This is a genomic window from Acutalibacter sp. JLR.KK004 (genome assembly GCF_036941085.1).
Lineage (GTDB): Bacteria > Bacillota > Clostridia > Oscillospirales > Acutalibacteraceae > Acutalibacter.
In genome coordinates, this window is record NZ_JAYMNQ010000001.1 from 1,087,671 (window position 1) to 1,109,964 (window position 22,294).

The following is a 22,294-nucleotide window of genomic DNA, read 5'->3' on the forward strand; positions in this document are numbered from 1 at the left end:
TTAGTCCAAGGGGGCCAGGTGAAAAGAAAGAAGGCAGGCATGGCTGCGGCTTTGTGTCTCGGCTGCAGACCGGCGCTGCCCCGGCCTTTTCAAACCGGTTCCGCAGCAAGAGAGGAGTGTTTACCATGATTGAAGTGTCCCATCTGCGCAAAACCTTCCGGGTAGCCCGCCGGGACAAAGGCTTTCAAAATGCCGTAAAAGCCCTGTTTCGCCGGGAGTACGAGGAAATCCACGCCTTAAATGACATTTCCTTTTCCATCGGGGAAGGGGAGATGGTGGGCTACATAGGCCCTAACGGCGCGGGAAAAAGCAGCACCATCAAGGTTTTAAGCGGCGTGCTCACCCCGGACGGGGGAGAGTGCCGGGTGGACGGCCGGGTTCCCTGGAAGCAGCGCGTAAAGCACGTGGCCCAAATCGGCGTGGTGTTCGGGCAGCGCAGCCAGCTTTGGTGGGATGTGCCTGTGATAGATTCCTTCGAGCTTTTAAAGGACATCTATAAAATCCCCGATGCCCTCTACCGCAAAAATGTAGGCGATCTCACAGAGCTTCTGGACTTGTCCCAGCTTCTGCGCACCCCCACCCGCCAGCTTTCCCTGGGCCAGCGTATGCGCTGCGAGATAGCGGCCTCCCTGCTCCACAGCCCGAAAATCCTGTTTCTGGACGAGCCTACCATCGGCCTGGACGCTGTGTCCAAGCTGGCGGTGCGGGACTTTGTCAAGCGCCTGAACAAAGAGCACAAAACCACTGTCATCCTCACCACCCACGACATGCAGGACATTGAGGCTTTAGCCAGCCGGGTCATTTTAATCGGCAAAGGGAAAATCCTCTTAGACGGCACCCTGGACGACATCCGCCGGGGCGGGGAGCAGATTGACGAGACTATCGCCCATCTGTACAAGAAGTACGACATATGAGGGCGCGCACATGAAAAAATACATATCCTTTTTCCGGCTTCGCTTTGCCATGAATTTGCAGTACCGGGTGGCGGCCCTGGCAGGCATTGTCTGCCAGTTTGCCTGGGGCGGCATGGCGATTTTAGCTTTCTATGCCTTTTATGAAACAGACCCCGCCTCTTTCCCCATGGACTTCCAGGCCACCGCCAGCTATATCTGGATGCAGCAGGCGTTTTTGGGCCTTCTTTCTGTAGGCGCCATGGACAACTCCATCTTCAATACCATCCAGACCGGGGACGTGGTGTATGAAGTCTGCCGCCCCGTTGACCTTTACGCCATGTGGTTTTCCCACAGCGCTGCCACCCGCATTGCCAGGGCTTTGCTGCGGTGCGTTCCGCCCCTGATTATAGCGGCGTTTCTGCCAAAGCCCTTTGGGCTTATGGCCCCGCCCAGCCTTATGGCCTTCCTGCTGTTTTTAGTGGCCCTGTGCCTGGCCCTGCTGGTGACAACCTCCTTCTGCATGGTGGTGTATATTTTAACCTTCTACACCATCTCTTACCGGGGCGTGCGCATGGTGGCTGTCTCCCTCAGCGACTTTTTAATGGGCGGCATTGTGCCCCTGCCCTTTTTCCCCGAGGGCTTCCGCCAGTTTGCGGAGCTTCTTCCCTTTTCCTGCATGGAGAACGTGCCCCTGCGGGTGTACAGCGGGGACTTGGATGGCCCTGAAATGGCCCGGGCCATCCTGCTGCAAATTTTCTGGGTATTCGCCCTGGTGCTCATCGGCAAGGTTTTAGAGCAAAAGGCCCTTAAACGTGTTGTGGTGCAGGGAGGTTGAGAATCATGCTAAGGCTTTACAAAAAATATTTTTCCATCCACTTGAAAAGCGTGATGCAGTATAAAGTGTCCTTTTTCATCACGCTCATTGGCAATTTCATCACATCCTTCACCGTGTTCCTGGGAGTGGTGTTCATGTTCCAGCGCTTCCACAGGGTAAAGGATTTCCAGTTCAGCGAGGTGGTTCTCTGCTATGGCATTCTGCTTTTAGGCTTCCAGATAAGCCAGATGTTTGCCTCCGGCTTTAAGGTGTTCGACACCATGATAGCAGACGGGCAGTTCGACCGCATTTTAACCCGCCCCTGCAATGAAATCTTCCAGGTGCTTGCCAGCCGCATCGACTTTGTGCGCCTGGGCGGCATGTTCCAGGGTGTTGTCATGTTCGTCTACGGCATCTCCCAGGCCGGGGTGGACTGGACGCCCCTGCGGGTGCTCACCCTTATTTTCATGGTGATTGGCGGCAGCGTGGTGTTTTCCGCCATCTTCCTTTTAGACGGCGCCTTTGCCTTCTTCACCCTGGAGGGCCTGGAGTTTATGAATGTGTTCAGCTATGGGGCCTCGGAGCATGGCAAGTATCCCGTCAGCATTTATGGCAAGGGGATGCTCACCTTCTGCACCTTTGTGGTGCCCTATGCCTTGTTCCAATATTACCCCCTGCTGTTCCTTTTAGGCCGCAGTGATAACCTGTGGTTCATGTTCCTGCCCCTTATCTCCTGCTGGTTCGTTGTCCCCTGCTGGCTGGTGTGGCGCTTAGGGGTACACAGGTATAAATCCACTGGCTCCTAAAAGCCTTTCCCCAGCGCCGCCCGCCCCTGTGCAAAACCTCCGGTTTTGCAGCCCCCCCTCCGGGGGCCATCCCGGCCCGGGCCGGGATGCAGGGGCGGGCTTCCCTAAAGCAAAAGGGCGCAAACGTTTCTGCTGCAAACGTTTGCGCCCTTTGTTATGTTGTTTATCCCAGCACTCCCAGGTGCTCCAGCAGAATCTTCACCCCTAAAAGCACCAGGATGCACCCGCCAAACAGCTCGGCCCTGCTCTGATATTTGCTGCCGAAAATGCTGCCCGCCTTCACGCCAACAGCGGAAAGGATAAAGGTGACCACGCCGATAAAGGCCACAGCAGACAGGATATCCACCCGCAAAAAGGCAAAGCTTACCCCCACAGCCAGGGCGTCAATGCTGGTGGCCAGGGCCAGCAGCACCATGGCTTTCGGGTTCAGGGAAGCGTCTCCCGGTTCCTCCTCCGGAGAGAGGGCCTCCTTAATCATGTTCCCCCCAATGGCCCCCAGCAGCAGGAAGGCCAGCCAGTGATCAAAAGCTTCGATGGCCCCAGAAAACTGCATCCCCACAGCATAGCCTATCAGGGGCATCAGCGCCTGGAATCCTCCAAACCACAGCCCCACCACAGCCATGCTTTTGGGTTTGGCCTCCCGCATGGCAAGGCCCTTACACACAGCCACCGCAAAGGCGTCCATGGAAAGTCCCACCGCCAGTATGAACAATTCTACAATTCCCATGTGAATCGCCGCGCGATACGGGATTCGCACAAAAAGAGGTAAAACAGCCGCCTTTTGTGCCCGTATCGCTCCTTTCTTTGAATTTTTCCCAGGATCTCCATCCTTCCGTTTGCCGCCATGGGGGCGGGATTCTACCAAAGAGCCATGAAAAACAGCCTTTTGCGCCCAGTGCAGTTCCTTCCTGCTTTTTCACACGAAAAGGACTCATAGAAAACACACCCCAAAGGGGCAGCTTTCTATGAGTCTCGTTTTTTCAGGCAACACCAGGCTTATAGTAAAGGCACTTGAAAATCGGTATATACGATTTTCAAGCCGGGTGGCTACGCCACCTGGTTCAAAAGAGGTATTCGACCTCTTTTGAACTGCGTTAACTATAATAAGCCATTTTGTTGACATTGCCGCACAGCAGGCCGTCCGGAATCCCGGCAAAGCCTCCCGCGCAAACTACTCCCCCATACACGCTACAATATATATAGTATAGCGGAAGAATATGCCAGCGTCAAGGGCAAGTTTCCAGGGAAGTCCTTAATTTTTCGATCAACCCTTTTTGTAAAAAGGGTTGCAAGGTGCAGGGGCAGCGCAAATCACTTCAGGTGCCAGATGTCCTCGTTATACTGGGCGATGGAACGGTCGGAAGAGAAGAACCCGGCCTTGGCGATATTTATAAGCATCATCTTGGCCCAAGCGTCCCTGTCCTCATACTGCTCCAGCAGCTTTTCCTTTGCAGCGATATATTCCTTCACGTCCAGAAGCGCCATGAACCAGTCTTTCCGGCTCATGTCCTTGTAAAGCCTGCCCAGGTTTTCCGGATCCCCCAGGCGCATAACCGCAGGGCTGATGATAAAGTCTAAAAGCTCTGCAATTTCCTTGTCCTTGGGATAGTAGTCCTTGGTGGTATACCGCCCAGGCCCTTCCTCGTAAAGCTTGATGACTTCCTCACTGCCCTTGCCGAAAATGCAGATATTCTCCTTCCCCACCAGGTCGCATATTTCCACGTTGGCCCCGTCCATGGTGCCCAGGGTGACAGCGCCGTTGAGCATAAACTTCATGTTGCCTGTGCCGCTGGCTTCCTTGGAGGCCAGAGAGATCTGCTCGGAAATGTCGCAGGCGGGAATCAGCTTTTCCGCCCAGGTCACGTTGTAATTTTCCACCATCACCACCTTCAGCCAGGGGCTGACATCCGGATCCTTTGCGATGAGCTCCTGCAAAGTGAGAATCAGGTGGATAATGTCCTTAGCGATAATATAGGCAGGGGCGGCCTTTGCGCCAAACAGCAGGGTAATGGGCCGCTTGGGGCGGTGCCCCGCCTTAATCTGCTTATATTTCCAGATGATATACAGGGCGTTCATCTGCTGGCGCTTATACTCGTGCAGGCGCTTAATCTGGATGTCAAATACAGAATCCGGGTCAAGCTCCACGCCGCTCTTTTCCTTCATCACCCGGCAAAGCTCCCGCTTGTTTGCCTGCTTAATCTCCAGCAGCTTCCCTAAAACCTCCTGGTCATCCTGGAACTCCAGCAGCTTTTCCAGGCCATTGGCGTCCTTTTTCCACCCCGCCCCAATCTTCTCCGTCAGGAAATCAGAAAGCTGGGGGTTACAGTGCATCAGCCACCGCCGGAAGGTAACGCCGTTTGTCTTGTTGTTGAACTTCTCCGGGTAAACCTCCGCAAAATGCTTCAGCTCTGCTTCCCGCAGGATGTCTGTGTGCAGGGCCGCCACGCCATTCACGGAGAAGCCGTAATGGATGTCCATGTTTGCCATGTGGACGAGGCCGCCCTGGTCGATAATCCACAGCTTTTCGTTCTGGGGGAACTTCTCACGCACCCGCCTGTCCAGCTCCCGGATAATGGGCACAAGGCCGGGCACGGCCTCCTCCAGGTAGTCCATGGGCCACTTTTCCAAAGCCTCCGCCAGAATGGTGTGGTTGGTATAGGCGCAGGTTTGGGACACAATGGAAATGGCCTCGTCCATGTGGATGCCGTCCTTCTGCATGAGGCGGATAAGCTCCGGGATAATCATGGAAGGATGGGTGTCGTTAATCTGGATAACCGCGTGCTTGTGCAAATCCCGCAGGGCATAGCCCTTCTGGGAAAGCTCCTTGATAATAAGCTGTGCGCTGGCGCTCACCATGAAATACTGCTGGTACACTCGCAGAAGCCTGCCGGCCCGGTCGCTGTCGTCGGGATACAGGAACAGGGTCAGGTTCCGGGAAATGTCATGCTTGTCAAAGTCAATGTCCCTGGTGACAATAGATTCGTCCGCTGTCTCCATGTCAAACAGGTGCAGGCAATTCACGCCGTTTTCATAGCCTGCCACCTGGATGTCATACATCACCGCCTGCAGTTCCCCCTGGGGGAAGGGCACCCAGAACCGGGTGTCAGTCTTTTTGGCCCAGCAGGTGGGGGAGAGCCAGTATTCCGGCTTTTCCCATTGCTTATGATCCCAGAACTCCTGCCGGAACAGCCCGAAGTGGTAGAGAAGCCCCACGCCGTCGGCAGGCAGGCCCAAAGTGGCGGCAGAGTCCAGATAGCAGGCGGCTAAGCGCCCCAGGCCGCCATTGCCCAAGGCAGGCTCCGGCTCAATCTCCTCAATGTCGGAGAGGTTCTTCCCGGCGGCAGCCAGGGTTTTGCGCACCTCGTCATACATCCCCAGGTTAATCAGGTTGTTGGAGAGCAGCTTGCCCATTAAAAATTCTGCGGAAACATAGTAAAGCTTCCTGTCCCCCTGGATGCGGGGGGTAGCCGCCAGACGCTCCTGCACCATGGCGGTGAGGGCGTGGTAAATTTCCTCGTTCCCTGCCTGATACAGGGGCTTGCTGCCTAGTTTGTTTTCCAGTTCAATCTGTATGCTCATTGGGTATCAGCGTCCTTTCCTTCCCCTTTTTTATTCTTCTTTTTCGCCTTGGCCTTTTTCTCCGGCGCTTTGGGCAGATCCCTGGCCCGCCCGGAAAGATCGGCCATCCGGGCCATTTTCTGGGCCAGCTCCTTGGTGCAGGCGCCGGGCTTCATGCGCCAGCTCCAGTTTTCAGAGTTCACTGTGGAGGGCGTGTTAATCCGGGCCTTGGCCCCCAGATCCAGATAGTCCGGCATGGGGATAACCGCCAGATCCGCCACGCTGTTTAAAGCCATGCGGATAAAGCTCCAGGTGCCGTCTGTGTCGTCCTTCAGGCCCATATATTCCAGGGCCACCGCCACGTCTGCAGGCGGGGCAGAGGTAAACCAGCTTCTGGTGGAATCGTTATCGTGGGTGCCGGTATACACCACGCAGTGGTTCTGGTAGTTGTGGGGCATATAGTCGCTTTCTTCCCTGGAGTCAAAGGCAAACTGCAAAACCTTCATCCCTGGGAACCCGCTGCGCTTTAAAAGCCTTCTCACCGCCGGGGTCAGATACCCCAGATCCTCCGCGATAATGGCGGCCCCGGGCATGGCCTTGTTGATGGCATCCACAAACTTCATCCCAGGCCCCTTACGCCAGCGACCGTTCCGGGCCGTTTTGTCCCCATAGGGGATAGCGTAATAGCTTTCAAGGCCCCGGAAGTGGTCAATCCGCAGCACGTCGAACATGGTCAGGTTTGCCTGGAGCCGCTCCATCCACCAGGCAAAGCCGTCCTTTTCCATATCGTCCCAGCGGTACAGGGGATTGCCCCAAAGCTGCCCGTCTGCGGAGAAGGCGTCCGGCGGGCACCCCGCCACCTCGGTGGGGTTGTTGTCCTCGTCCAGTTGGAACAACCAGGGGTGCGCCCACACGTCAGAGCTGTCCCCGGAAACGTAAATCGGCGCGTCCCCGATAATCAGGATACCCTTTTTGTTGGCATATTTCTTAATGTCCTTCCACTGCTCGAAGAACAGATACTGGGTGAAAACGTGATAGTCAATTTCCTTTTCGCACTTCTTGGTCCACTCCTTCAAAGCGGCAGGGCGGCGCAGCTTGATGTCCTCCTCCCATTCATACCAGGGCCTGCCGTTATGGAGGTTTTTCAGGGCCATGAACAGGGCGTAATCTTCCACTCAGGCGGCGTTCTTTTTGCGGAAGCGGGAGAGGGCCTTGGGTTTTTTAAAGTTTTCAAAGGCCTTTTGCAGCACCTGCGCCCGTTCGTTCCGCAAAGCCTCATAGTCTGCCTTTTCCGGGTTGCTGCCCCAGTTTGCCCGTTTGCAGCGCTTTTCTTTCAAAAGGCCGTCCTGGCACAGCAGTTCCAGATCAATGTACAGCGGCTCCCCGGCAAAGGCGGAATAGCTCTGGTAAGGGCTGTTGCCAAAGCTGGTAGGCCCTAAAGGCAGCACCTGCCAGAAGCGCTGGTGGGCAGCGCAGAGAAAGTCTATCCACTCCCGGGCGGCCTTGCCAAAGGTGCCAATGCCGTATTTGGAGGGCAGGCTGCTCACTGGCATCAGCACGCCGGCGCTGCGTGTCATCCAAGTCGATTGATTTGCCATAGGCTGAAAACCTTCTTTCCATAGGGTTATAAGCAGAGTATACTATAGCTTAGTATAACACATGGAAGCTGGTATGTGCAAGAAATATTTGGAAAAATTATCCAGTAACTTTCCCTGATTCCCGGTTTTCCTTTATGTGTTTTGTCAAAGGAGCCAGAACTAGCTCCTCCTGTTCCGGAACAGGAAAAGCGCCCCCGGATTCCCGGCAGGCGCTTCTCCCGTTATGCAAAAGCTTAGAAATCGTACTCAATCACGCCCCAAGGCGTTTCCTGCTTATGCAGCGCAATAGACTTGGACATCTCCCGCACCTCGTCCGCCGTCACGCTGCGGTTTAAAGCCTGGGAGACGAAAATGGCGTCGGACAGCAAAGCCGTCTCCATGGCGATATAGGGGGAGTCAATGCGGGTGCTGTCGTCCAGCTCGCCCTCCAGATACGCCTTCCAGTGTACCTGGTTGTCGTTATACAGGGCCATGCGCGGCTCCACCTGGGCTTCCTTCCGGCCGTTCTCCTGGCAGTTGATAATCTTGGAGGTTTTCATGCCGTCCTCATAGCCGAAGAATTCCAGGGTGGGCTGCTGCACCCGGCCGCCGCCCATAATCCTGCCGCCCTTGGGCACAGCCAGCTCGCCGCCGGTGGTGTCCACGTCAATCAGCTTGATGCCGCCCATAGAGCCTGCCACAAAGCTGGTGCCCACCACGTCCATGTGCATGGCCCAGTCCTCGTAAATGTCCAGGGAAACGCCGTTTTTAAACTTGGCAATGCCCACGCTCAAATCCTCCACGTCATAGGTCAGGCCCTCCGGCAGCAGCCGGGGATCCTGATAATAGTCGGCGGAGGACAGGCCATATACCGTATCCAGCTCTGGCATACCCATAATGTAGAGCATCTGGGCCAGATGGTAAATGCCCAAATCGCACAAAGGCCCATGCACGCCGATATCCCCCTTGATAAAGTCCCGGGAGAACATGGGCATGTCAAAGCCAGGGCGGCCCTCCCGGCGGTGGCCAACGCTGCGAGCGTGGTAGATTTTCCCCAGCTTCCCTTCCTCAATCAGCTTTTTGGCATACCGGGTCTGCAAATTGTAAAGGGAGCTTATCTGCACAGCCAGCTTCTGTCCTGTGGCCTTGGCGCAGTCGTAAATGATTTTCGCGTCGGCGTAGCTTGCCGCCATGGGCTTTTCGCAGTAGCAGGGATATCCCGCCTTCATCACAGCCACAGAAACCGGGGTGTGCAGGTTGTTGTGTACGCACACGTCAATGGCGTCCAAATCGTCCCGCTTCAGCATTTCCCGGAAGTCCACATACAGGTTCTCCTCCGGTATGCCATACTGTTCCCCCCAGGCCTTCACCTTGGCTTCGTCAATGTCGCACCCTGCCACCACCCTGGCGCCGGGAATGTTCGACCACACCGTCATGTGCCGGTTGGAAATCATGCCTGTCCCGATAATGCCAATGCGCAGTTCTTTCATGAAAACATCCTCCTTGGGCGTTGTAAATCATTATTTCCCATATTTTACCATGTTTTTGTGCATTCCGCAAGAGGGGATCCTGCGGGAGGAGTGTCCAAAGCGAGTATTCTAAAAGAATGAAGAAACACAAAAGTTTCGTCCACCTTTTCAAAGGTGGTGGGGTATTTAGGGGCGAAGCCCCTAAACCGCCGGAGGCATAAAACGCGCTGTCTGGACACTCCCTCCCGCCGGTCGGCTGCCATCCCAAAGCCTGTTTTCAAAACAGGCCTTTAATACCGCTTCACAAACTGGGAAACCAGCGCCCGACAGGTCTGCATCCGGATGCAGGCATAAAATTCCTCCGCCGCTTCCTGCCCCTGGCCTGCGGTCATGGCGTTTTGGGCGTCCTCCTCTGTTTCCCACAGCACAAAGTCTGTCCAGGTGTCTTCCTGCCGGTAATGATCCCAGGAGATGAAGCCCTTTGCCTTGGAAACCACCTGATCGTGGAGCCTTTGGGTGCAGTCCATAAACTGCTGCGGCTCCACATTTTTCCGCAGCTTGTAAGAAAAAATCCACGCTGTTTTTGCCATCCTGTTTTCCTCCTTTGGAAAAAGCCGGCGTCAATAAAACGCCGGCCTTTCAAAATTTCCTCTTATTCCGCCATAAAGTAGGTCTTAAAAGCCTTATAGGCCATGTATACGTCCAGCTTGGAAACCACCTCAAAGGGCGCGTGCATGGAGAGCACCGGCACGCCCACGTCGATAACGTCGGCATTCAGCCGGGAGATATCCAGGGCCACAGTGCCGCCGCCGCCCTGATCCACCTTGCCCAGCTCGCCAATCTGCCACAGCACGTCCCCTTCGTCCATCACCCGGCGCACCCAGCCCAAAAACTCGGCGGAAGCGTCGTTGCTGCCGCTTTTGCCCCGGGATCCGGTATACTTGGCAAAGCCAACGCCCCGGTTCAGGAAGCAGGAGTTGCCCGCTTCATAGGCGGAAGCATAGTTGGGATCAAAAGCCGCCGTCACGTCTGCGGAGAGGCAGTTGGACTTTGTCCACACATGGCGTGCCTCCGCGCCGTCCTGTGCGGCCAAATCCGCCACGAAATAGTTGAGGAATTCAGAGGCAAGGCCAGTGTTGCCCACGCTGCCGATCTCCTCCTTGTCCGCCAGCACCGTAATGGCGGTATATTCCGGATCCTTGCACCGCAGCACAGCCTCCAGGGCAGGATAGGCGCACACCCGATCGTCATGGCCGTAAGCGCCTACCATGCTGTGGTCAAAGCCAATGTCCACTGCCGGGAACGCGGGCACAAACTCAATTTCCGCGGAAATCAAATCCCCTTCGGTAATGCCGTATTTCTCGTTTAAAATCTTCATCACGTTGAGCTTGTAAAGGTTTTCCCCCTCCGCGTTCTCCAGGGGCATGCTGCCTATGAGGATATTCAAATCCTCCCCGGTAAAGGCCTCGCCCAGCTTCTTCTGAATCTGATCCTTGCCCAGATGGGGCAGGATGTCCGTAATGGTAAACTGGGGATCCCCGGGGTTTTCCCCTACGTTCAAAGTCACCTCAGTGCCGTCCTTGCGCACCACCTTGCCCCGCATGGACAGGGGGATGGCAGTCCACTGGTATTTCTTAATGCCGCCATAGTAGTGGGTTTTCAAAAGCGCCAGCTCGTTTGCCTCATACAGGGGCAGGGGCTTTAAGTCCACCCGGGGGTTGTCAATGTGGGCCGCCACAATGCGCACGCCCTCCTTGGTGCCCTTTTTGCCGATAACCGCCAGGCAGATGGACTTGCCCCGGTTGTTATAATACACCTTGTCCCCAGGGGCATATTTCGCCGCCGGATCAAAAGGCACAAAGCCCGCCTTCTCCGCGGCCTCCACCGCAAAGGCAACAGACTCCCGTTCTGTCTTGGCGGCGTTGAGGAATTCTTTATAACCCTCGCAGAAGCGCTGGGACTTCTTCATTTCCTCCTGGCACACCCGTGTGGAACCGTGGGTGCGATCCACCAGCAGCTCCTTGGCAAGTGCCTTTGCGTCAACCTTTTCCGTTTTGTTTTCCATTGGAATGTACCTCCTTAAAGCTTTTTATAATAATAAGATAAGTGTTTATAGTCTATTTTTCGTCCTCCAGCAGTTGTATCCGCAGCACCTGCGTAAGCTGGGCAGGCTCGGAAAGCATCACAGGCCCTGTATAGGTAACCGACACCTTGTCTCCCGCCTTAAAGTCCTCCAGGGTGATGGGGGTATACCGCCATTCCAGCACTGTGTCCTCTGTCGCGCTGAAGGTGCATTCCCCCTGGCCGTTCACGTCGTTGCAGGGAAGGCCCCGCACATGGAAAAACGTGCCGTCCCTGTCCACGATTTCCGCATGCATGAGAACAACTTCGTCCCACCGGGGAGCCTTCTCTCCCAGCCAGCCCGCGCTGCCCCGCCCCAGCAGGAACGCCCCGCACAGCAGGGCCGCCGCTCCTATGGCAATGACCGCTTTTTTCCACAGCTTCATAGAGTAACCTCCTCCTGTATGCGTCTACCAGATTTTACCACATCACTTCACAAAATGCAACCGCCCCGCCGCATATGCCCCGGCGGCTTAGGGACTCTGTCCCTAAGAACCCTGCAAACCTTTTTAGAAAAAAGGTTTGATCGAAAAACCAAGTTTTTGCATTTTCCCTTCAGCCGCTTTCCCCGCCCTCATACAGCCTTTTATACGTCCCGTAATACTTCGTAACCTTCTTCACATACGAGTCTGTCTCCGGGTAGGGGATGGTGTGCAGGTTCTTGCCGTCTGCGGAGTAATCCTCCTCTGAAAGCCAGCCGCTCACATTGCCCATGCCCGCGTTGTAGGCGGCAAGGGCCACCTCCAGGGTGCCGTAATGATCCAGCAGCTTTCGCAGCAGGGCGCCGGCGCAGTGCAGGTTGTCGCTGGGGTCGAAAATGTCCCCGCCCCCGTTTTCCGGGGGATACTGCTCCGCTATCCACTGGAAGGTGGCGGGGGTAAGCTGCATCAGGCCGCAGGCCCCGGCCCGGGACTGGGCCTTTTCGTCAAAGCCGCTTTCCGCCTTCATCACCGCGTAAAGCAGGTTTTCGTCCAGGGAGAATTCTGCCGCCTCCCGCCGCACCAGCTCCCCATAGGGACGGGGGTAAAGCCGGTGCATCACCCAGCCTGCAAGGGAATCCCCCGCCGCAATCCAGGCTATGATAAGGGCTATGAAAACCACAAGGATAACTCGACCTTTTTTCATAGGCGCTTTGCCGCTTCTCCTTTCAGATCTGCTAAAACAGCCTCCGCAGCCAGCCGGCGCCCAGGCTCCCGGCTGTTTTCAATCACATAGTCTGCCCGGCTTTCATAAAAATCCTCATCCTGCTGGGCGGAAAAACGGATTTCCGCCTGTTCCCGGCTTAGATTGTCCCGGGCCATCACCCGCGAAAGCCTTTCTTCCCGGGCCGCCGTCACCACAACAATCCGGGCGCAGATGCTGTCCAGCCCCGACTCAAACAGGGTGGGCGCGTCCAGCACGAGAATGGGCGTCCCCGCTTCCCGGGCCGATTCCGCCACCTGGCGCACCTGCTTTAAAATCCGGGGAAAGGTAATTTCCCCCAGCCGCCTGCGCCCCTCCTGTGTGGCAAAGGCCCTGCGGGCAAGCTCTTTCCGATGCAGCTTTCCCCCCGGGGCAACATCCTCCCCGAAGGCGGCCCGCAGCTCCTCTATGCAGTCCGGGCTGTATACCTGGGGGCTTCTGGTCAGGCTGTCGCAGTTCAAAACAGAACAGCCTCCTTGCTTCAGGAAATCCCCCACAGTAGATTTCCCCGCGCCGCTAGGCCCTGCCAGCCCTACCACCAGCGTCCCCTCCGGATGCGCCACCCGGAACCCCGCCGCCCGCAGCAGCCGGTTATACACCGCAAGGCCCACGCCAGCGCGGCTGGGGCAGTGGGCAAAGGCGGTCTGGGCGCCTTTTTTGTCCAGTTCCAGCAGCGCCCCGAAAAGCCTCCTGGCCTGCCCGCCCCCGTCATACCGGGAGCCAAGGCTGATGGCAGGCCCCTCTACAAAAGGCAAATCCTCCTGAAAGCACAGCGCCCAGCCGCCCTTCCTCTCGTTTACATAGGCGGCAAATTCCTCCGGGGAAGCGTCCACCAAAGTCACCTCCGCCTTAGGGGCATAGTGCTTATATTTCATGCCCGGGGAAGAGGCCTTTGCCCCTTCCCGCAGGCTGTGCAGCACAGCGGGGTCAAGCTCCACCTGCCCCAAAACAGCCTGAAGCTGCGCAAGGGTCACGCCGCCGGGCCGCAGCACCCGGGGAACGTCCCCCGCAAGGGTAATCACGGTAGATTCCACCCCCACGTCGCAAGGCCCGCCGTCCAAAAGAGCGTCCACCCGCCCGGTCAAATCTTCCCGCACATGGGCAAAGGAAGTGGGGCTGGGCCTGCCGGAAAGGTTGGCGGAGGGGGCCGCCAAAGGCACGCCAGCCGCCTCAATCACCGCCCGGGCCGCTGGGTGCCGGGGCATACGCACCGCCACTGTGTCAAGGCCCCCGCTGGTTTCCATGGGAACCAGCGCCGACTTTTCCAGGATAATGGTCAGCGGCCCGGGCCAGAAAGCCTGGGCCAGGCGCTTCGCGGCCTCCGGCACCTCCTTCACCAGGGGGGCAAGCTGGGAAAACCCGCTGATATGCACAATCAGGGGGTTATCCGAGGGCCGGCCCTTGGCGGCGAAAATCTTTTTCACAGCATTCCCGTTGAGGGCGTCCGCCGCCAGGCCGTACACCGTCTCCGTAGGGATGGCCACCAGGCCCCCGGCCCGCAGGATTTCCCCGGCCCGCTCTACATCATGTGTATTATGCGCTTTTAAAAACAATGTCTCCATAAGCTTTCCCCATGTGCCTGCCTTTTATTTTCCTGCCCATGCCTCCGGCGGTTTAGGGGCTTTGAGTCCCGCCTGCCGGCGCGGCATCCCTTTAAGCGCGCGGACTCTCCGCGCGGCGAAATATTCCCTTACACGTCCCCGCGTCACAGAGATACAAAAACGCAATCGCTGCGCGATAGCGTTCCGCCACGTTGTTTACGTTGCCTGTTCCAACTGGCTGGCCCTGTCTGCGGCAATCAGCGCGTCCAGGATTTCATCCAGACTGCCCCCCAGGATTTCCTCCAGCTTGTAAAGGGTCAGCCCGATGCGGTGATCCGTCACCCGGGACTGGGGGAAATTATAGGTGCGTATCCGCTCGCTGCGGTCGCCGCTGCCCACCAAAGAGCGCCGGGCCTCTGCCGTCTGGGCGCTCACCTTGTCCTGCTCCTGCTGCAAAAGCCTTGCCCGCAGCACCTTCATGGCCTTGTCCTTGTTTTTATACTGGCTGCGTTCGTCTTGGCACTCCACCACCATGCCCGTAGGCAGGTGGGTAATGCGGATAGCCGAGCTTGTCTTGTTGATGTGCTGGCCCCCCGCGCCGCTGGAACGGAAGGTGTCAATCTGCAAATCCTTGGGGTCAATGTCAATCTCCACGTCCTCGGCTTCCGGCATCACCGCCACAGTGGCGGCGGAGGTGTGGATGCGCCCCTGGGTTTCCGTCTCCGGCACCCGCTGCACCCGGTGGGCGCCGCTTTCAAATTTTAACCGGGAATAGGCCCCCTGGCCGTCAATGAGGAAGCTGACCTCCTTGAAGCCTCCCAGCTCTGTCTCGTTCAGGCCCACGATTTCTGTGCGCCAGCCCTGCTTTTCCGCGTAGGCTGTGTACATGCGGTACAGATCATAGGCAAAAAGCGCGGCCTCCTCGCCTCCGGTGCCGCCCCGGATTTCCATCACCACGTTCTTTTCGTCGTTAGGGTCTTTCGGCAGCAGCAATATCTTGATTTCCTCCTCCAGCGCCGCAAGCTTCTGCTGGTTTTCCTTCATTTCCTCCTGGGCCATCTCTTTCAGCTCCGGATCCTCCAAAAGCTCCCTGGCCCCTTGCAGCGCCTCCCCGCACCGGACATATTCCCTGTAGGCCAGCACAATAGGCTCCAGCTCCTTGTGCTCCTTCATCAGGGCGGCATACACCTCCCTGTCAGCAGCGCTTGCGGGGTCGTACAGCTTCATATTCAGTTCTTCATAGCGGTTTTCAAAAACCTGTAAATTCTCAAACATATCCATTTCCTCCAAAATAGTAGTCTTAGCGTTTCGCGTTCCTAAATAATATTTCTGCGGGAAATAACAGGGAAAATTTTCCGTGTATTCCCCCGCCTGTAGGGCGGGGGAATACACCCCGTTTCCTGCTGCTAAATGCAAAGGCAATAAAATAGGCTGAACCGCGCCGCTAAGGCTCCGGAGGCGTTTGGCGCTCAATGCGCTTGATGTTCTTCTCGCATTTCAGGCGGGGCAGCATAACCTCCCGCCCGCAGCCGCGGCAGCGGATTTTAAAATCCATCCCTGCCCGCAATACGGTAAAGGCTGTGCTCCCGCAGGGGTGGGGCTTTTTCATGTGCAGAATGTCCCCAACGCGCACGTCCATTTTGCCGCCCTCCTTTCTTTTCCAGACATAACAAACCTTATTATACACTGTCCCCCGGCATTTTGCAAAGGTTTTTCGCATGCGGGCCGTTGCACTTTAAGTTATAATATTAAATTTAAATTGCGAAGGGCACGAAGCCGACCGAGTGTATTTGCTTTTCTACCATAAACAGGCGGGAAAATCAAGGCAGGATGCGAAAATGAAACATAGAAGACGGGCGTGCAAAAAAAGAAAAGGCGGACGTGTAAAAAAAGGAAATACCGCTTGACAAGAGCGGATTTGGATGGTATAATACAACACGTAATTTGCGCGAGTGCTGGAACTGGCAGACAGGCACGTTTGAGGTGCGTGTGTCTTCGACGTACGGGTTCAAGTCCCGTCTCGCGCACCAACGTTCCGCGCTCCCATGAAAATGGGGGCGCGGACTTTTTTAAGGGCGCGGAAAGTAAAGAGGAACAACGCAGGCGGGTGGGGTGCAGTCCCTATCCGCCGTCAGGCGTTGCATATGGCGGAAAGGAGGGCTTTTATGCCCTTTTGGAAGAAACCGGCGGCAGGCCCGGTGGATTTTCTGGCGGTGGGGCTGGGAAACCCCGGCAGGGAATATGAAAACACCCGGCACAACGCGGGCTTTATGGCCCTGGATTTGCTGGCGGAAAAGCATCATGGGGAGATAAAACGGATAAAATTTAAAGGCACAGTGGGGGAGTGTACCCTGGGCGGCAGGCGCGCCCTGCTTTTAAAGCCCGGCACCTTTATGAACCTGAGCGGGCAGGCTGTGCAGGAGGCCATGGCCTTTTACAAGCTGCCCCCGGAGCGGGTGCTCATCCTGTTTGACGATATCAGCCTGCCCCCGGGGCGCCTGCGCATCCGCCGCAAGGGCAGCGCCGGCGGCCACAACGGCATGAAGAATATCATCTATCTCTCCGGGTCGGATCAGTTTCCCCGGATAAAAATCGGGGTGGGCCAGAAGCCCCATCCCGACTATAACCTGGCGGACTGGGTACTGTCCAAATTTACAGACAAGGAGCGGGAAGCCCTGGGCACAGCCCTGGAAAACGCCTGCGCCGCCTGCGAGCTTATCGCCAAGGGAGAGCTGGACAGGGCCATGAATCTGTATAATAGCTGAAGCACAAAGGTTTTTGGAGGAGGCATAAGGAAGCCCTTTTCAGGAAAAAGGCTTCTTATGCGGGAGCCGGGGCTTTGCCCCAACCAAGGAGGAGCCATGAAATTTCTTTTTAACGCGCTGAAACACTCCCCGGAATATATGAATCTCAGCCGGGCGGTGCAGGCGGGCGCCCTGCCCGGGGCTGTAACAGGGCTTTCCGGGATACACAAATGCCTGGTAATAGCCTCCCTGTGCCGGGAAACCGGGCGCAAGGCCCTGGTCATTGCGGCGGACGAGGGGGAGGGCCAGCGGTTTTCCCAGGACTTAACGGCCCTGGGGCTGCGGGTGGCCCAGTATCCTTTGCGGGACTTTAACTTCCGGGACACAGCGGGAGCCTCCCATGAATATGAGCAGCTTCGGATAGAAGCCCTTTCCAGCCTGCAAAGCGGCCTGTGCGACTGCGTGGTGGCCTGCATGGACGCGGCCCTGCAATACACCCTGGGTCCGGAAGAGCTTTCCTCCCGGCTGTTTGGCCTGGAAGCCGGGGCGCGCCTTTCCCCGGAGGAGTTGCTGGGAGCGTTGGTAAGCTGCGGGTATACCCGGGAGGATCAGATTGAGGGCGCCGGGCAGTTTTCCCACAGGGGCGGCATTGTGGACTTTTTCTCCCCCAGCGCCCGGGAGCCTGTGCGGGTGGAGTTCTGGGGGGATGAAATTGATTCCATCTCCTTTTTCGATCCCCAGAGCCAGCGGCGCACAGAGCCTGCGGGCAGGGTGGACTTAGCCCCCTGCGTGGAGGTGCTGCCGAAAAACACCGGGGCGCTTATCAAAAAGATAGAAAAGCTTGCAGCCTCCCTGCGGGGGAAGCGGGCGCCCAAGGCCCGGGAAGTGCTGGAGGGGGAGGCCCAAAAGCTAAAAGACGGGCTGCACCTTGGTTCTATGGATAAATTCATCTCCCTGGTGTATGAAAAGCCTGCCACCCTCTTTGACTATTTCCCTGCTGAAACCAGCCTGCTTTTCTTCTCCGAAGGGAATAAGCTGAAGGAGCGTATGCGCACCACCCTGTGGCAGTGGGGGGAGGACGTAAAAGCTTATCTGGAGGAAGGGCTTTTGTGCAAGGGCCTTGACATGTTCTCAGAAACCTGGGAATATGCCCTTTCCCAGGCAGAGCGCGCCCCGGCCCTGTTTCTGGACGTGTTCGCCCGGGGCAGCTATGAGGTGCCCACCCGCACCCTTGTAAACATGACGGTGCGGCAGTTTCCGGTGTGGGGCGGGGGCGTGGAGCTGCTTATGGAGGATTTGTCCGCCCTGCTGCGGGAAAAACGGGCCTGCGTGGTGCTTTCCGGCACCAGGCGGGCAGGGGAGGCCCTGGCCCAGGATTTAAAGCAGGCGGGTCTGCCCGCGGCCTATGTGGAATCCCCCTCCACCTGCCAGAAGGGCACGGTCACAGTGACGGAGGGCACCCTCTCCGCCGGGTTCGACCTGCCAAACGCCCAGTTTTCCCTTCTAACCCATGGGCGGCTGGGGGCTGTGAAGCAGAAAAAAAAGAAGCGGGATAAAAACAGCAAAGAAATTTCCTCCCTTTCCGAGCTTTCCCCCGGGGATTATGTAGTCCACGCCGCCCATGGCATCGGCATCTTTGAGGGCATCCACAAGCTGGAGATGAACGGCATTTTAAAGGATTATATCAAGGTGCGCTATGCCAAAAGCGACACCCTCTATGTGCCTGTCACCCAGCTTGACATGGTGAGCAAGTATATCGGCCCCCGGGAGGACGCGGGGGTGAAGCTGCACAGGCTGGGCGGCCAGGAGTGGCAGAAGCAGAAGGCACGGGTGCGGGCGGCGGTGAAGGACATCGCCAGGGAGCTGATACAGCTTTATGCCCAGCGGATGCAGGAAAAAGGCTATGCCTTCCCGCCGGACGGGGAGTGGCAGCGGGACTTTGAAAACCGCTTTGCCTTTGACGAAACAGAGGATCAGCTCCGATGCGTGGGGGAAATCAAGGACGATATGGAAAAGGAATCCCCTATGGATAGGCTTTTATGCGGGGACGTGGGCTTCGGCAAAACAGAGGTGGCCTTGCGGGCTGCCTTCAAATGCATCACTGCCGGGAAGCAGTGCGCCATCCTGGTGCCCACCACCATCCTGGCCTGGCAGCATTACCAGACCATTTTAAGGCGCATGGAGGGCTTCCCTGTAGACGTGGAGCTGCTGTCCCGCTTCCGCACGCCGAAGCAGCAGGAGGAAATCCTGCGCCGGGTGAAAAGGGGCAGCGTGGACGTGGTTGTGGGCACCCACCGCCTGGTGAGCAAGGATGTGGGCTTTAAAGACCTGGGCCTTGTCATCATCGACGAGGAACAGCGCTTTGGGGTGGCCCAGAAGGAAAAGCTGAAAACCCTGTGCAAGTCTGCCGACGTGCTCACCCTTTCCGCCACGCCCATCCCCCGCACCCTGAACATGGCCCTTTCCGGCATACGGGACATGTCGGTAATTGAAGAAGCCCCTCACGACCGGCACCCGGTGCAGACCTATGTGCTGGAATACGACCAGGGCGTGATAAATGACGCCATCTTCCGGGAGCTGAGAAGGGGCGGGCAGGTGTATTTCCTCCATAACGACGTGGCCTCCATAGAGCGTGTGGCGGCCCGCATCCAGCAGAACGTGCCCCAGGCCAGAATCGGCATCGGCCATGGCAAGATGAACGAGGAGGAGCTTTCCGAGGTGTGGCGGCAGCTTTTAGACCACGAAATCGACATCCTGGTGTGTACCACCATTATTGAAACAGGGGTAGACGTGCCCACTGCCAATACCCTCATCATCGACAACGCCGACCGCATGGGCCTTTCCCAGCTTCACCAGCTCAGGGGCCGGGTGGGTCGCAGCAACCGCAGGGCCTATGCCTACCTCACCTATGCCCCCAACAAGGCCCTGACGGAAATTGCCCAGAAGCGGCTTTCCGCCATCCGGGAGTTTACAGAATTTGGCTCCGGCTTTAAAATCGCCATGCGGGATTTGGAAATCCGGGGGGCCGGGAACATTTTAGGCGGCGAGCAGCACGGGCACATGGAAACCGTAGGGTACGACATGTATATCCGGCTGTTAAGCGAGGCTGTGGGCCTGATGAAGGGGGAAGAGCCAAAGCGCCCGGTGGACGAAGGTTGCCTGGTGGATATGCAGGTGCAGGCCCACATCCCGGAAAGCTATATCGAAAGCCTGAACCTGCGGCTGGACGTGTACAGGCGCATTGCCGAGGTGGAGACAGAGTCCGACGCCATGGATGTGACAGACGAGCTTATCGACCGCTTTGGCGACCCGCCCCCGGCTGTCCAGGGGCTTATCGACATTGCCCTGCTGCGGAACACCGCCTCCCGGCTGGGGATAACAGAGGTGAAGCAGCAGGGGGAGGCCCTTTTGCTGTATGTGGCGCAGCTTGACATGGGCCAGGTGGGCGCCCTGATAAAGCTGATGCAGGGCCGGGTGCTGTTAAGCGCGGGCAGCAGGCCGTACCTCAGCGTAAAGCTTCAGGGCAGGGAACCCTTGGAGGCGCTTTCGGAAGTCCTCTCCGCCATGGAAGAGGCAGGCGGCCCTGTTGACAGGGCAGAGGGGAAATGATATACTCTTTGCCAGACTTTTGTGAAATGGGAGGAAAAAGTATCAACATCTTAGCTATGCGCAAACTTGTGGGATTCAGCTCCATACTGAATCGGGAGAACCATCTTGAATTTTAGGAGGATGCATCATGGACCATAACGATACGATTCTGGAAACAGAACGGCTGATTTTGCGCCGGTACCGGGAAGGCGACCTGCAGGATCTGTTCGAGTACCTCTCCGACCCGGAGGTGGTGCGCTTTGAGCCGTATAAGCCCAAAACCCTGGAGGAAACCCGGGAGGACTTAGCCTGGCGCGTCTCCACAGAGGAGATGACGGCAGTAGAGCTGAAAGCGGAAGGAAAGCTGATTGGCAACGTGTACCTGGGCAGGCGGGACTTTGAAAGCCTGGAAATGGGCTATGTGTTTAACCGCCGGTACTGGGGCCAGGGCTTTGCCGCTGAAAGCTGCCGGGCGCTTATAGGGCGGGCGTTTGAGCAGGGGGCGCACCGCGTCTTTGCCGAATGCGACCCCCGGAACAGGGCCTCCTGGCGGCTGCTGGAAGCCCTGGGCTTTGCCCGGGAGGGATGCCTGCGGCAGAATGTCTATTTTTGGAAGGACGAAAACGGGCGGCCCCTCTGGAAAGACACCTATGTGTACGGGCTGCTGGACAGCCGGGAAAGCGAAAAGCGAAATAAACAGTAGACAACCAGGGCATTTTGCTGTATAATAAGCGGGTACGGCATGTTTTGCCAGAATACGGAATTTTAAAACCTATAATACTGTGAAAGGCATGATACCCATGAGAAACGTTTTGAAAAAAGCCCTCTGCCTGTGCCTGGCTCTGTGCCTGGCGGTAAGCTGTGGGGCCTGCTACAGCGAGGACGATACCTGGGCCGCGAAACACGGCGATGACGTGATGCCCATTGGCGCGTACATCTATTACCTCAGCAGCGCTTACACCGAGGCCGGCAACCGGGTGGCGGCAACCGACAAGATCCTGGAAGGGGAAATTGGCGGGCAGAAGTCTAAAGACTGGATGAAGGACAGGGCTTTGGCCTATGTGGGCGCATACTATTTTATCTGCGACAAGTTTGAGGAGCTGGGCCTGGAGATGCAGACCAGCGACCTGACCGCCATTGAAACCGGCGCTTCCACCTACTGGCCCTATTTTAAGAGCAGGCTGGAGGCCATGGGCGTTTCCGAAGAGTCCTTTAAAAAGGCTTATGCCGAGCACAACGTGCGCGCCCGGCTGGTCATGCTGGCCATGTATGGCGAGGGCGGCGAGAAAGAGCTTTCTGAAAGCGAAATGCTGGACTACTACAAAGAGAATTATGACAGCTATGAGTATATGTACGTGTCCAAGAGCAAAATGGACGAAGATGGCAACAGCGTGGCCCTTACAGACCAGGAAAAGCAGGATATGCTGGACAGCATAAACGAGTATGCCGACAAGATCAACAGCGGGGAAACCACCTTCTCGGAAGCGTACACGGATTATTCCTATGAAACCCAGACCACGCCCCAGCATGAAACGCCTGGCGCCGCCAAAAAGAGCGAAATGCACCCCAACATCTCCGGCGCGCTGCCCGACATGAAGGACAATGAAGCCAAAGTGCTTGAGGTGGATATGGGCATCTACCTGCTGCAAAAGCTTTCCCTGGAGGATCGCTTCAAGGAAGTTATGGAGGATGCCACCCAGAAGGAAGACCTGCTGGTGGAAATGAAGGGCGACGAGTTCAACGAGTATGCGCTGGAGCAGGGCAAGGCCCTTGACGGCGTGGAGGTCAATGAAAAGGCCATCGGCCGCGTCAAGGTAGACGATGTGGTGACAGATAAGAACCAGACCGGCGCTTCCGTAGCCCCCTCTTCCAGTGGGGACGGGGAAAGTTCTGCCGCTGAAAGTTCAGAGACTGAGTAAAAATAACCCGCAAAGCGGGCAGCGCCTCCGGCATAGGGCCGGGGGCGCTTTTTGTTCCATCCAAAAGCCTCTGGGAAAAACG

General features: G+C 57.0%; 17 protein-coding genes, 1 tRNA gene and 1 pseudogene. 8 read left to right on the forward strand and 11 right to left on the reverse strand.

Annotation, left to right across the window (positions count from 1 at the left end; translation table 11 throughout):
* Positions 1-125: 125 nt before the first annotated feature.
* From VSQ30_RS06095 to VSQ30_RS06105, 3 genes are read left to right on the forward strand one after another with little or no spacing between them, the layout of a single operon-like run.
* A complete protein-coding gene (locus VSQ30_RS06095; protein ID WP_334462790.1) occupies positions 126-914 on the forward strand; it encodes an ABC transporter ATP-binding protein in 789 nt (262 codons plus the stop codon).
* 10 nt (positions 915-924) lie between these two features.
* Positions 925-1,728 (forward strand): ABC transporter permease, encoded by an 804-nt coding sequence (locus VSQ30_RS06100; RefSeq protein WP_334462791.1) that lies wholly within the window; start codon positions 925-927, stop codon positions 1,726-1,728.
* A gap of 5 nt (positions 1,729-1,733) precedes the next feature.
* Entirely contained in the window at positions 1,734-2,513 is a 780-nt protein-coding gene (locus tag VSQ30_RS06105) for an ABC transporter permease (RefSeq protein ID WP_334462792.1), read from the forward strand.
* Positions 2,514-2,676: 163 nt separating this feature from the next.
* Here VSQ30_RS06105 and VSQ30_RS06110 read toward each other — a convergent pair whose 3' ends face one another.
* From VSQ30_RS06110 to VSQ30_RS06160, 11 genes and pseudogenes are all read right to left on the reverse strand, one after another.
* Positions 2,677-3,246, reverse strand: a complete 570-nt coding sequence (locus VSQ30_RS06110; RefSeq protein ID WP_502876270.1) for a manganese efflux pump MntP — start codon at positions 3,244-3,246, stop codon at positions 2,677-2,679.
* 578 nt (positions 3,247-3,824) lie between these two features.
* Positions 3,825-6,092, reverse strand: a complete 2,268-nt coding sequence (locus tag VSQ30_RS06115; protein ID WP_334462795.1) for a glycogen/starch/alpha-glucan phosphorylase — start codon at positions 6,090-6,092, stop codon at positions 3,825-3,827.
* Positions 6,089-7,648: pseudogene (gene malQ, locus VSQ30_RS06120) on the reverse strand (4-alpha-glucanotransferase). Before malQ ends, VSQ30_RS06115 begins: the two are co-directional and overlap by 4 nt.
* 254 nt (positions 7,649-7,902) lie before the next feature.
* Positions 7,903-9,138 carry a Gfo/Idh/MocA family protein gene (locus VSQ30_RS06125; RefSeq protein ID WP_160642324.1) on the reverse strand — a complete coding sequence of 412 codons (1,236 nt, stop codon included), beginning with the start codon at positions 9,136-9,138 and terminating at the stop codon, positions 7,903-7,905.
* A gap of 269 nt (positions 9,139-9,407) precedes the next feature.
* Positions 9,408-9,707: a hypothetical protein gene (locus VSQ30_RS06130; RefSeq protein ID WP_160642322.1), complete on the reverse strand. Its 300-nt coding sequence runs from the start codon at positions 9,705-9,707 to the stop codon at positions 9,408-9,410.
* Between the two features lie 62 nt (positions 9,708-9,769).
* Positions 9,770-11,182 (reverse strand): aminopeptidase, encoded by a 1,413-nt coding sequence (locus VSQ30_RS06135; RefSeq protein WP_334462797.1) that lies wholly within the window; start codon positions 11,180-11,182, stop codon positions 9,770-9,772.
* 52 nt (positions 11,183-11,234) lie between these two features.
* Positions 11,235-11,624: a hypothetical protein gene (locus VSQ30_RS06140; protein WP_334462800.1), complete on the reverse strand. Its 390-nt coding sequence runs from the start codon at positions 11,622-11,624 to the stop codon at positions 11,235-11,237.
* A gap of 169 nt (positions 11,625-11,793) precedes the next feature.
* Positions 11,794-12,363 (reverse strand): lytic transglycosylase domain-containing protein, encoded by a 570-nt coding sequence (locus VSQ30_RS06145; protein WP_160642319.1) that lies wholly within the window; start codon positions 12,361-12,363, stop codon positions 11,794-11,796.
* On the reverse strand, positions 12,360-13,982 hold the full coding sequence (locus tag VSQ30_RS06150; RefSeq protein WP_334462802.1) for an L-threonylcarbamoyladenylate synthase: 1,623 nt from the start codon (positions 13,980-13,982) through the stop codon (positions 12,360-12,362). Before VSQ30_RS06150 ends, VSQ30_RS06145 begins: the two co-directional genes overlap by 4 nt.
* 195 nt (positions 13,983-14,177) lie before the next feature.
* Positions 14,178-15,236 carry a peptide chain release factor 1 gene (gene prfA / locus VSQ30_RS06155; protein WP_160642317.1) on the reverse strand — a complete coding sequence of 353 codons (1,059 nt, stop codon included), beginning with the start codon at positions 15,234-15,236 and terminating at the stop codon, positions 14,178-14,180.
* Positions 15,237-15,405: 169 nt separating this feature from the next.
* Positions 15,406-15,600, reverse strand: coding sequence for a DUF951 domain-containing protein (locus VSQ30_RS06160; protein ID WP_334462803.1), 195 nt, complete (start codon positions 15,598-15,600; stop codon positions 15,406-15,408).
* A 307-nt stretch (positions 15,601-15,907) separates the two neighbouring features.
* On the opposite strand from VSQ30_RS06160, the gene VSQ30_RS06165 reads away from it, so the two are divergent.
* From VSQ30_RS06165 to VSQ30_RS06185, 5 genes are all read left to right on the forward strand, one after another.
* Positions 15,908-15,991, forward strand: a tRNA-Leu gene (locus VSQ30_RS06165).
* Between the two features lie 135 nt (positions 15,992-16,126).
* Positions 16,127-16,726 carry an aminoacyl-tRNA hydrolase gene (gene pth / locus VSQ30_RS06170; protein WP_334462804.1) on the forward strand — a complete coding sequence of 200 codons (600 nt, stop codon included), beginning with the start codon at positions 16,127-16,129 and terminating at the stop codon, positions 16,724-16,726.
* 96 nt (positions 16,727-16,822) lie between these two features.
* The gene (mfd, locus tag VSQ30_RS06175; RefSeq protein ID WP_334462807.1) at positions 16,823-20,314 is read left to right on the forward strand and encodes a transcription-repair coupling factor; all 3,492 of its coding nucleotides are present in this window, start codon (positions 16,823-16,825) and stop codon (positions 20,312-20,314) included.
* Positions 20,315-20,441: 127 nt separating this feature from the next.
* The gene (locus VSQ30_RS06180; protein ID WP_334462810.1) at positions 20,442-20,996 is read left to right on the forward strand and encodes a GNAT family N-acetyltransferase; all 555 of its coding nucleotides are present in this window, start codon (positions 20,442-20,444) and stop codon (positions 20,994-20,996) included.
* A 97-nt stretch (positions 20,997-21,093) separates the two neighbouring features.
* Positions 21,094-22,212 (forward strand): peptidylprolyl isomerase, encoded by a 1,119-nt coding sequence (locus tag VSQ30_RS06185; protein WP_334462812.1) that lies wholly within the window; start codon positions 21,094-21,096, stop codon positions 22,210-22,212.
* Positions 22,213-22,294 lie beyond the last annotated feature (82 nt).

What these genes read in the sequence shown, in the direction of transcription:
- VSQ30_RS06095 (WP_334462790.1), top strand. Translation starts at nt 126, where the DNA reads ATGATTGAAGTGTCCCATCTGCGCAAAACCTTCCGGGTAGCCCGCCGG.
- VSQ30_RS06100 (WP_334462791.1), top strand. Translation starts at nt 925, where the DNA reads ATGAAAAAATACATATCCTTTTTCCGGCTTCGCTTTGCCATGAATTTG.
- VSQ30_RS06105 (WP_334462792.1), top strand. Translation starts at nt 1,734, where the DNA reads ATGCTAAGGCTTTACAAAAAATATTTTTCCATCCACTTGAAAAGCGTG.
- VSQ30_RS06115 (WP_334462795.1), bottom strand. Translation starts at nt 6,092, where the DNA reads ATGAGCATACAGATTGAACTGGAAAACAAACTAGGCAGCAAGCCCCTG.
- VSQ30_RS06125 (WP_160642324.1), bottom strand. Translation starts at nt 9,138, where the DNA reads ATGAAAGAACTGCGCATTGGCATTATCGGGACAGGCATGATTTCCAAC.
- VSQ30_RS06130 (WP_160642322.1), bottom strand. Translation starts at nt 9,707, where the DNA reads ATGGCAAAAACAGCGTGGATTTTTTCTTACAAGCTGCGGAAAAATGTG.
- VSQ30_RS06135 (WP_334462797.1), bottom strand. Translation starts at nt 11,182, where the DNA reads ATGGAAAACAAAACGGAAAAGGTTGACGCAAAGGCACTTGCCAAGGAG.
- VSQ30_RS06140 (WP_334462800.1), bottom strand. Translation starts at nt 11,624, where the DNA reads ATGAAGCTGTGGAAAAAAGCGGTCATTGCCATAGGAGCGGCGGCCCTG.
- VSQ30_RS06145 (WP_160642319.1), bottom strand. Translation starts at nt 12,363, where the DNA reads ATGAAAAAAGGTCGAGTTATCCTTGTGGTTTTCATAGCCCTTATCATA.
- VSQ30_RS06150 (WP_334462802.1), bottom strand. Translation starts at nt 13,982, where the DNA reads ATGGAGACATTGTTTTTAAAAGCGCATAATACACATGATGTAGAGCGG.
- prfA (WP_160642317.1), bottom strand. Translation starts at nt 15,236, where the DNA reads ATGTTTGAGAATTTACAGGTTTTTGAAAACCGCTATGAAGAACTGAAT.
- VSQ30_RS06160 (WP_334462803.1), bottom strand. Translation starts at nt 15,600, where the DNA reads ATGGACGTGCGCGTTGGGGACATTCTGCACATGAAAAAGCCCCACCCC.
- pth (WP_334462804.1), top strand. Translation starts at nt 16,127, where the DNA reads ATGCCCTTTTGGAAGAAACCGGCGGCAGGCCCGGTGGATTTTCTGGCG.
- mfd (WP_334462807.1), top strand. Translation starts at nt 16,823, where the DNA reads ATGAAATTTCTTTTTAACGCGCTGAAACACTCCCCGGAATATATGAAT.
- VSQ30_RS06180 (WP_334462810.1), top strand. Translation starts at nt 20,442, where the DNA reads ATGGACCATAACGATACGATTCTGGAAACAGAACGGCTGATTTTGCGC.
- VSQ30_RS06185 (WP_334462812.1), top strand. Translation starts at nt 21,094, where the DNA reads ATGAGAAACGTTTTGAAAAAAGCCCTCTGCCTGTGCCTGGCTCTGTGC.